This window comes from Bradyrhizobium sacchari (assembly GCF_002068095.1).
GTDB lineage: Bacteria > Pseudomonadota > Alphaproteobacteria > Rhizobiales > Xanthobacteraceae > Bradyrhizobium > Bradyrhizobium sacchari.
This window is the reverse complement of the sequence record NZ_LWIG01000007.1, coordinates 499150-502377: the sequence shown is the minus strand read 5'-3', so window position 1 is coordinate 502377 and position 3228 is coordinate 499150. Positions and strand designations below refer to the sequence as shown.

The window sequence follows — 3228 nt, the reverse complement described above, 5'->3', positions numbered from 1 at the left end:
GTTCTCCAGACGCTGATCGCTGCCTTGTGGGTCCGCGACCGCGGTTCAGCGGTCAGTCGCGCTCACCACGCTCCAACGAACATCATTCCGATGATGGTCAGGCACGAGACGCAGGTTACCATGACGGTATAGCATTCGGGTGTGTTCATCGCTGCCTCGCAAACTGTTGCCAATTGCTTGGTCACTGTCACGCGGGAGAGATTGCCGGTCTTGAGATTGCCGGTCCTTGGCCGCTTCAATTCGGCGCGGGGCCGGTCTTGCGGCGTACCGCCGCGCCCTCATCGTCGCTCTGATCCGCACGACGAAAATCCGCTTCGAGAGCTTCAAAACGTTCAGCGGCGATCAGAAGCTGTTTGCGCATTTCAGCGAGACGGGCGCGGCAATATTCGCGATAGAGCAAGTCCAGTATGATGGGCATGATCACCCCCATCGATTGACTTTGAATTTACAGATATTCCACCGCGGATTTCGAGGTGATCGTAGCCCGTCAGGTGGCTCTTCGATATGAGCCCGTTCACAGACTGCGCCAATTCCAAAGCTCGACGGCCGTTTGGTTGACTTGATCGTCTGTGCGATAAAAAGAACAGGGCTAATTACCTAACACGCAGTTTAGCAGCGCTCTGTTTCAGCAAGACTTCGTCAAACAACTTAAGCGCGCCGGACCGCGACGAAAATTCCAACCACAAAGCGAAATGACTTACCTCGGAGTGCAGACACGATTCGATGCAACGCGCATCGCATGATGAGGATCATGTCGCGGTGAGGCGCGCAGGTCTCAGGTGCGCGCGAACGTCGCGGGGACCTCGACACATCTATTTTTCATGCCTGCGATAGGTTGCACCACGCGCCACGACGCTTTGCCAATCCGCAGGCGGCCTGCCATTCACGCCTCATTCATCGCAAGACCTCTATCGGTTCCGGACGATCAGGAGAATGCGATGAAATTTCCGCCCGCCGCTGTCGCCGCCGGCCTTGTATGTCTGATTGTTGCGCCCGTGTCCGCGCAGACGGCGACGCCGTCCGCCGCTCCCACCACGGTGCCGGTTCCCGCGACCAAGCGCGTCACCTGTCTTGCCACGACGGCCAGCCTGAAGGGACAGGACAAGCGCGACCAGATGCAGCTCTGCATGGCGCAGGCGCGGCTCGATTGCCTGAAGCAGGCGATCGATCAGAAGGTCGTCGGCGAGAGCAGGAAGAGCTTTGTCAAGACCTGCGTGGGCACGGATGGCACGGAGCAGCAATAGCAGAACGATGCCGCAAGCGCGTTATCGCAGAGGGGGCAAAGCAACGCGTGCCCACCATGCTGCTCGCGATCATGGCGAGGTGGTGGGCACGGCGCTGCGCGCCTTTGCCCACCCTACGGGATCACGGCTGCTTCAGCGCGCCGGGAAAATGCCGCTGCAGCACGGCGCCGGGCGTGGCGTAGGCTTCCTGCAAATCCACGCTCCAGTACTTCAATTCGTCGAGCGGGATCCGCGTGTCGGTGATGGCGCAGCGCACGAAGGTCCCCGGCGAGATCACGCGGAAATCGCCGTCGAGATATTGCACCTGCGCTTCGCCATGGCCGGAAGAGCCGAACTTGTTCAGCACGGTCGAAAGTCTCCGTGGAAGGCCCGTAAGGGCACGATGTGTCGGACGGGATGTAGCATAGATAGGGTGGCTTGTCCGCCCGTCAAACCCACCGGTTTGTGATGTTTTGGCGCCGTTTCCCCGTGTTAGTGCTGGGCCGAAGGATATTGACGCAGAGTCCCATGCGCCTTCCGCTAACCGCCTTGTTCCTGGCGCTCCTGATGTCGGCCGCGCAGGCGTCGGCGCCCGCGCCGCGCCAGGTCGAGATTCCGCTCGCCTCGGGGACGCTGCATGCGCAGCTCTACAAGCCCGAGGGCGAGGGACCGTTTCCGACCGTGATCGCGCTGCATGGCTGCGGCGGCCTCGGCGGCCATGCCGATCCCGTGCTGCCGCGCTATCGCGACTGGGCCGAGCGCCTGCTCAAGGCCGGCAACGCCGTGCTGCTGCCCGACAGCTACGGCTCGCGCGAGCTCGGGCCGCAGTGCCGCGTCAAGGAGAGCCACGTCAAGGCGCGGCGTGAGCGTGTCGCCGACATCGCGGCCTCGCGCGCCTGGCTGATGAAGCAGGCCTGGGTCGCGCGCGACCGCGTCAGCCTGATCGGCTGGGCCAATGGCGCCAGCGCGCTGCTGTGGGCGGTGCGTCCGCAGAGCACGGCGCGCGATCAGGGACCGGATTTCCGCGCCGCGATCGCGTTCTATCCGGACTGCCGGATCTCGGCGGGTCTGGGATGGAGCGCGCGGGTGCCGACCCTGGTGCTGATTGGCGACAGTGACGATGTGTCGTCGCCGCCGGCCTGCCGCCAGATGGTGGACGGCGCGCACGGCCGCAGCGCGCTCGCGCGCATCGTGGTCTATCCCGGCGCCTATCACGATTTCGACCGCGCCAACACGCCGCTGCACGCAGCCAGCGGCAGCAGCGACGCCGCCGCGCCCGAGCACGGTCATCTCGGCACGGACGCCAAGGCGCGCGTGGACTCGCAGAACGAAGTCGCGCAATGGCTGGCGCGGTGAGAGCACCGTCGTAGCCCGGATCATGCTGCGCTCCATCCGGGCTAAGGGGACCCACCAAAGCGGAGCTGCCCGTGGAACAATTCAGGCGGACAGCCCCGCATCGACCACCGCCCTGCACGGAAAATGGCCGACCGTGAATCTACGGATCGCGCACGGCCGCGGTTTCAGCACATGGCCCTGCCATCATTCGACCACGATGTCGATTAAACGCATCTCACATGCGCAACCGCATCACGCTCTTTGCCTCCGCCCTGATCGTCTTCACCGTCTCGATCTTCCTGTACGAAGCCCACGCCGGCGCCCGACAGCTCGCGCCGGAACATTGCGGCTTCTGGACCACGATCGATGCGGGATTGTCCTGCAGGTAGGGCTGGCTACACCCACACCGTCATTGCGAGCGCAGCGAAGCAATCCAGAGTCTTTACGTTGAGGGATTCTGGATTGCTTCACTGCGCTCGCAATGACAGCGGTGAGAGCGCGCGTCCCAACTCCATCGTCGTCCTGGCGAAAGCCAGGACCCATTACCCCAGGGAGTGGTTTGGCGAAGATTGGTCGTTCGGGACTGATACCGGCTGCAATCGATAGATTCCGCGGTATGGGTCCTGGCTTTCGCCAGGACGACACCGAGAGCGCGCACCGCCCCCCCCCC

At 63.4% G+C, this 3228-nt stretch carries 5 protein-coding genes; 3 read left to right on the top strand and 2 right to left on the bottom strand.

What is annotated here, in order from left to right; genetic code table 11:
* Positions 1–235: 235 nt before the first annotated feature.
* Complete coding sequence (locus A5906_RS08815) at positions 236–418, bottom strand: hypothetical protein (RefSeq protein ID WP_245326645.1); 183 nt, start codon at positions 416–418, stop codon at positions 236–238.
* A 520-nt stretch (positions 419–938) separates the two neighbouring features.
* Here A5906_RS08815 and A5906_RS08810 point away from each other — a divergent pair.
* Complete coding sequence (locus A5906_RS08810; RefSeq protein ID WP_080134807.1) at positions 939–1244, top strand: hypothetical protein; 306 nt, start codon at positions 939–941, stop codon at positions 1242–1244.
* A gap of 121 nt (positions 1245–1365) precedes the next feature.
* Here A5906_RS08810 and A5906_RS08805 read toward each other — a convergent pair whose 3' ends face one another.
* A complete protein-coding gene (locus A5906_RS08805) occupies positions 1366–1590 on the bottom strand; it encodes a DUF2093 domain-containing protein (protein WP_080134806.1) in 225 nt (74 codons plus the stop codon).
* A gap of 161 nt (positions 1591–1751) precedes the next feature.
* On the opposite strand from A5906_RS08805, the gene A5906_RS08800 reads away from it, so the two are divergent.
* Together A5906_RS08800 and A5906_RS42930 are read left to right on the top strand one after the other, a co-directional pair.
* A complete protein-coding gene (locus tag A5906_RS08800; protein WP_080134805.1) occupies positions 1752–2579 on the top strand; it encodes a dienelactone hydrolase family protein in 828 nt (275 codons plus the stop codon).
* A 218-nt stretch (positions 2580–2797) separates the two neighbouring features.
* Entirely contained in the window at positions 2798–2947 is a 150-nt protein-coding gene (locus A5906_RS42930; protein ID WP_167523534.1) for a hypothetical protein, read from the top strand.
* Positions 2948–3228: the final 281 nt, after the last annotated feature.

Bases quoted from the DNA above. Each gene is read 5' to 3' on its own strand.
- A5906_RS08815 (WP_245326645.1), bottom strand. From the start codon at position 418: ATGCCCATCATACTGGACTTGCTCTATCGCGAATATTGCCGCGCCCGT.
- A5906_RS08810 (WP_080134807.1), top strand. From the start codon at position 939: ATGAAATTTCCGCCCGCCGCTGTCGCCGCCGGCCTTGTATGTCTGATT.
- A5906_RS08800 (WP_080134805.1), top strand. From the start codon at position 1,752: ATGCGCCTTCCGCTAACCGCCTTGTTCCTGGCGCTCCTGATGTCGGCC.
- A5906_RS42930 (WP_167523534.1), top strand. From the start codon at position 2,798: ATGCGCAACCGCATCACGCTCTTTGCCTCCGCCCTGATCGTCTTCACC.